Genomic DNA, 4,846 nt, shown 5'->3' with positions numbered 1-4,846 from the left:
CCGCCCATCACCGAGATCCGGGCGTTGGGCCACATCCACAGGAAGCGGGGGGAGTAGGCCCGCCCGCACATGGCGTAGTTCCCGGCCCCGAAGGAGCCGCCGATGATGATCGTGTACTTCGCAACCCGGCAGGTGGCCACCGCGGTGACCAGCTTCGCCCCGTGCTTGGCGATGCCCCCGGCCTCCGCATCCCGCCCGACCATGAACCCGGAAATGTTCTGCAGGAACACCAGCGGGATGCCGCGCTGGTCGCACAGCTCGATGAAGTGCGCGCCCTTCATCGCCGATTCGGAGAACAGCACCCCGTTGTTGGCCAGGATTCCGACCTTCATCCCGTAGATGGTGGCGAACGCGGTCACCAGCGTGGTGCCGTACTCCGGCTTGAATTCGCTGACCGACCCGCCGTCCACGATGCGTTCGATGACCTCGTGCACGTCGTAGGAGGCGTTCACGTCCACCGGGACCGCCTCCAGCAGCCCGGCCGGGTCCTTGGCCGGTTCGTTCCAGTCGCGTTCCGGGCCCGGCGTCGGTTCGGGCAGGGTGCGCACCATGTCGCGGATCATCGACAGGGCGTGTTCATCGTTCTCGGCCAGGTGGTCCACCACCCCGGAGACCTCGGCGTGCAGTTGGCCGCCGCCCAGCTCCTCCGCGCTGACTTCCTCGCCGATGGCGGCCTTCACCAGGGGCGGGCCGCCCAGGAATATGGTGCCCTGCTCGCGCACGATCACGGTTTCATCGCTCATCGCCGGCACGTAGGCCCCGCCGGCGGTGCAGGAGCCGAGCACCGCGGAGAGCTGGGGGATGCCGCGCGAGGAGAGCTGGGCCTGATTGTAGAAGATCCGCCCGAAGTGCTCGCGGTCCGGGAACACCTCATCCTGCATGGGCAGGAAGGCACCGCCCGAATCCACCAGGTAGATGCACGGCAGGCGGTGCTCCAGGGCAATCTGCTGGGCCCGCAGGTGCTTCTTCACGGTCATCGGGAAGTAGGTTCCGCCCTTGACCGTGGCGTCATTGCACACCACCATCACCGCGCGCCCGGCGACCTGGCCAATGCCGGTGATCATCCCGGCGCCGGGACTCGCATCGTCGTAGAGTCCGTGGGCCGCCAGCGGGGCGACCTCCAGGAAATCCGAGCCTTCATCCAGCAGCCGGCTGATCCGTTCGCGCGGCAGCAGCTTGCCGCGGGACACGTGGCGTGCCCGGGACTTTTCACTGCCGCCCAGGGCGCTGCGCGCCAGTTTTTCGCGCAGCTCATCGACCAGGTCTCTCATGCTCGGTGCGGTGTCCGGAGTTGGTGTGCTCATCAGTCACTTCCCATCGGGTGGAGGTAAGAAGCGACCCGCTTTTCAGTTAAGGGTCATTTACTCTTCTAGCCAACAGTGTGACGCGCGCCATGTCAATGCCGTCACCGTGTTTTGCCCGCATTCCCCGGCGGGCAGGGCACCGAGGCGGGCCGGGGAGGGGGCCGGGAGCTGGCCGTGGCGGTCCGGGCTGGACCCAAAAATGAAAACGCGGCGGCAAAAAGCCACAATAGAGGGGTGTCTACCCTCAGCCCTTCGGATACCCGCCATTCGCCTGCCGTTGAACTGGACATTGAGCGCCAGGCACTCTGGGCCGGACTGATTTGCTCGCTGCTGGGCACGGCCGTGGGCCTGCTGCTCTTCGCCGGTGGTCGACCCACCCTCTACGGCGGGCTGTCTGTGGGGGCGTTGGGCGCCATTTCCGGGGGCGTTGCCGCGGCCGGCAGCAGCGTCTGGGGATTCCGGCACCTGCTGGTGCAGCGGGAGCGCTGGCTGTGCGAACTGCCGCGCTGGCGGGAGCTGAACGCCATGTTCGCCCTGCTGCTGGTGCACGCCGCGATTGCCGTGATGGCCCTGAACGTCTTCTTCTACCTGATCCAGCGTTCCTTCTTCGGGCTGACCGTGGACATGTTCGCCGGCAGTGTGATGGTGGGGCTCGGGACGGGGCTGAGCGCCTACATTTCCCTGGAGGCCACCGCCCGCACCAGTTCGCATACCCTGTCGGTGGTGCTGGGCGGGTTCATGGTCTCCGGGGTCATGCTCAGCATGCTGGTGGCCGAAAACCCGATCTGGTGGAAAACCATGTTCTCCACCCTGGGCACCTTCGACAGCGGGGTGCGCTCCTTCTGGGCGTTTAACACCACCTTGTTCGTCACCGGCCTGGTGCTGGCGACCTTCAGCGAATTCCTGCTGCGGGACCTCAGCCGGCTGGCCCAGGCCTATGACCGGCGGGCCCGGGTGCGCGGGCAGCGGCTCTCACGGGTCTTCCGGCCCCGGCCGAAGGTGGTGCGCTGGTGCCTGCTGATCGTGGCCGGTGGGGTGATGCTCGCCGCCGTGGTGCCGGTGAACACCCTCGGGGACCTGCACGCCAGCGGAGTGTGGGCGGCCAGCGCCGCCCTGGTGGTGCTGTTGGCCGGCTCCGTTTTCCTGTTCCCCGGCTTTCCGGCGATCTTCCACCTGCTTTCCCTGGCCGCCCTGGGCGGGCTGGTGCTGTCCATGATGCTCTGGGCCCGTTGGGACTACTTCAACCTCACCGGGTTTGAACTGGCGGCGGTGGCCGTGCTGTTCGGCTGGATCAGTGCGTTCATCCGCACCACGGCGGCGCTGCTGGAGGTGACCATGCAGAAGCTGCAGGCCGAGGAAGAGGCTGCGGACGCGGGCCGGTGAGAGCCCGGTTGACAGCCGGTGCCCGAGACGGGCGAGATGCGCCCAACCGGCAAGGTCAGCTGGCGTGGCCAAGCTGCCGAGGTCGACGTCCTGGGGGTGGACAGCACGGGAACCGTCGGCAACGGCAGCACGGCGAGGTGCAGGCCGGTCCTTCCCAGAACGTGCAGTGCCATGGTGGATCAGCTCCTTCATGTGCGCGCGGCCGGACCGCACGCTGAGCAGCAGTGTAGCCGCGATCCCTGGAGTGGGCGCGTCGCTCAGATCCGCAGTACCCCGTCTTTTGCCTGTCCGGGCTCCGGCAGGTCCCCGGTGTCCAGATCCTCCATCAGGTTGATGCCGGCGTAGGAATGCAGGTGAACCCGCCCGGCCTCATCGAACACTTGGAAGCTGCGGCGCAAGATGCCCTGCGGGTAGTGTGGGTGATGGAAATCGACCACCACCTGCACCTGCGGCCACCGCCCCACTACCTGGCACTGTGCGTCGCTCAACCCCTCGGTCAACGGCAGGGCCTCTCCCGAGGAGTCGTGCCAGAACTGCTCGAGGTTGAAAAACTGGTCGGTAACGGCCGCGATCGCCTGTTCCCGCTGTACGGCCGATAGCTCGACCAGCTCCCAGTGGGTTCCCACCATCCCTGCAGGTCAATCAACCCCGGATCACCTTGCGCTGGTTCAAGATACTCTTCCTCCAGCTGCTCCAACTCCTGCTCGCTGACCGGCTCGCCCCAGCCCTGCGGCACCAGGTCCCGGAACCTGAGCGCATCGGCGATGGAGTTTAGCGGCGGCAAAGGGATCCGGGTGAGCCGGTACTCATAGCCTGCACCTCCGGCTTGATCCGGGTGCGTGATCGGTGGAGAGGGGTTCAACCACATTTCGATACTCTGTCCGCGTTGCCGCACCGCGAACAGGTGTCGGTCAAACTCGATGCTGAGCGGCGGTTGTCCCGGACGGTGCAATTGCAGGGTGTCGGGGTATGCACATCCGCTCGGTTCCGGACCCCATGGTAGTCCTCATCGATGGCCTGAAAGGGCGAGCTGCCGGTCCACAGCCCCTCGTTCGTGACCCCGAGGATCTTTGTCCCCGCGGTCTGCACGAAACCCAGGTCCCCCTCCAATCCAATGCGGACGGCGGCCATGTCCTGGGGTGCGCACAGCGCCGGGTAGCGCTCATCGCTGGTGCTGTCCCAGGGGGAGTAGCTGACCCACAAGGCGTTCCCTGCCCGGTGCAGCAGCGTCTGCGGATGGTGAATCCCTACGTTGAGCCGGGGCCAGCTCACCATGCGGTCCGGTTGCCCGGTGCGGCGCAGCACCGCGACCGGGCGTGCTTCGTCCACGAAGAATGTGGTGTTATCTATGGTGACAGGCGCCAGCGTCCGCAACGGGTCGGTCATGGGCTGATGCTAGCAGCCGGCTGACCGGGAGCATCACCGGCAAGCGGTATCCTGGGCCGTCGCGGACACAGGCGCTGCAAGGTGTGTGGGGTGAAGGTTCGGATCCACTGGGAATTGCTGAACGTCCTTTACCGCCCCGAAGCCACCGCATAGGCTCGGCCCATGTCGGTCATGCTTAGAACCATTCAGACGGCCGTGCCGTCCACTGTCCTGCACCAGCCCGAGGTTCGTGACGTCTTTGCCGCCCAGCCCGGGCTGACCCGGCTGGGACAGCGGCTGATCTCCACCTCCTTTGACTCCGCGGCCATTGACACCCGCTACACCGTGGTGGAGGAGTTTGACGGGGACAAGCCGGCGGAGGGTGAAGCGGTGTTCTACGACGGGCAAACCAATGAGCTGCGCCGCCCCAGCACCCGCACCCGCAACGAGGTGTACGCCGCCAAGCGCCGGCGCTGTACATTGAGGCGGCGCGCAAGGCCTTGGACGCCTGCCCTGACGTGGATCCCTCCCAGGTCACGGACCTGATCACCGTGTCCTGCACCGGCTTCTACAACCCTGGCCCGGACTACCAGATTGTGCGGCGCTCGGATTGAACCCGGCCACCCGCCGCTACCACCTGGGTTCATGGGCTGCTACGCGGCCTTCCCGGGCCTGCGGGCGGCGGCCGACTACTGCAAGGCGAACCCGGACGCGGTGGCGCTGGTGGTGTGCGCGGAACTGTGCACGTTGCACGTGCATTCCTCCACGACCCGGACACCATCATGGGTTCGGCG

Annotated in this window: 4 protein-coding genes and 1 pseudogene; 2 read left to right on the top strand and 3 right to left on the bottom strand. The window is 66.6% G+C overall.

Annotated features, from left to right (window positions below; translation table 11 throughout):
- Positions 1–1,304: carboxyl transferase domain-containing protein (locus JCM19049_RS08235; RefSeq protein ID WP_054821348.1), on the bottom strand; the 1,304-nt coding region annotated here is incomplete at its 3' end.
- Positions 1,305–1,538: 234 nt separating this feature from the next.
- On the opposite strand from JCM19049_RS08235, the gene JCM19049_RS08230 reads away from it, so the two are divergent.
- Positions 1,539–2,687 (top strand): hypothetical protein, encoded by a 1,149-nt coding sequence (locus tag JCM19049_RS08230; RefSeq protein ID WP_054821347.1) that lies wholly within the window; start codon positions 1,539–1,541, stop codon positions 2,685–2,687.
- A 257-nt stretch (positions 2,688–2,944) separates the two neighbouring features.
- On the opposite strand, the gene JCM19049_RS08225 is transcribed toward JCM19049_RS08230, so the two are convergent.
- Together JCM19049_RS08225 and JCM19049_RS08220 are read right to left on the bottom strand one after the other, a co-directional pair.
- Entirely contained in the window at positions 2,945–3,316 is a 372-nt protein-coding gene (locus JCM19049_RS08225; protein WP_054821346.1) for a hypothetical protein, read from the bottom strand.
- A 229-nt stretch (positions 3,317–3,545) separates the two neighbouring features.
- Positions 3,546–4,073: a hypothetical protein gene (locus tag JCM19049_RS08220; RefSeq protein WP_054821345.1), complete on the bottom strand. Its 528-nt coding sequence runs from the start codon at positions 4,071–4,073 to the stop codon at positions 3,546–3,548.
- A 162-nt stretch (positions 4,074–4,235) separates the two neighbouring features.
- Here JCM19049_RS08220 and JCM19049_RS19520 point away from each other — a divergent pair.
- Positions 4,236–4,846, top strand: a pseudogene (locus JCM19049_RS19520) (type III polyketide synthase); the annotation flags it as partial.

It is taken from the genome of Arthrobacter sp. JCM 19049, from assembly GCF_001310435.1.
This window is presented reverse-complemented; position numbering and strand designations above follow the sequence as displayed.

What these genes read in the sequence shown, in the direction of transcription:
- JCM19049_RS08225 (WP_054821346.1), bottom strand. Translation starts at nt 3,316, where the DNA reads ATGGTGGGAACCCACTGGGAGCTGGTCGAGCTATCGGCCGTACAGCGG.
- JCM19049_RS08220 (WP_054821345.1), bottom strand. Translation starts at nt 4,073, where the DNA reads ATGACCGACCCGTTGCGGACGCTGGCGCCTGTCACCATAGATAACACC.